This is a genomic window from Mesorhizobium sp. BHbdii, assembly GCF_053848045.1.
Map to the genome: position 1 here is coordinate 1 of NZ_JBSPKX010000190.1, position 465 is coordinate 465.

Genomic DNA, 465 nt, shown 5'->3' on the forward strand with positions numbered 1-465 from the left:
TCGACGCTGATCAAGATCCTCAGTGGCGTGCATGTGCATGATGGCGGCTCGATCGAAATCGACGGCAAGCCTGTCTCGTTTTCTTCACCGGCCCAGTCGCGCGATGCCGGCGTGGCGGTCGTCTACCAGGATCTGAGCCTGGTCGAGTCGCTGTCGGTCGCCGACAATCTGCTTTTGGGGCGAGAACCGAAGACGCGGCTCGGCTTCCTGAAAAAACGCCAGCTGGTGGCGCAGGCCGAAGCCTTCCTCAAATCGCAGAACATTCCGCTCGACGCCCGCGCCATGGTCGGCTCGCTGCCCTTCGCCTATCGCCAGATGACCGAGATCGCCAAGGCGCTGATGGGCGATGTCCGCCTGCTCATCCTCGACGAGCCGACCTCGGCGCTTACCGACGATGAGGAGAAGATCCTGTTCGAGGCGATCCGGGCGGTCGCCGCGCGGGGCGTCGGGGTGATCTACGTCACC

The 465-nt window shown here is 63.9% G+C and carries 1 protein-coding gene; it reads left to right on the plus strand.

Annotated features, from left to right (window positions below):
- Positions 1 to 465 (plus strand): ATP-binding cassette domain-containing protein (locus ACWTU8_RS32560; RefSeq protein ID WP_455851341.1); only part of this gene is annotated, 465 nt, incomplete at both ends.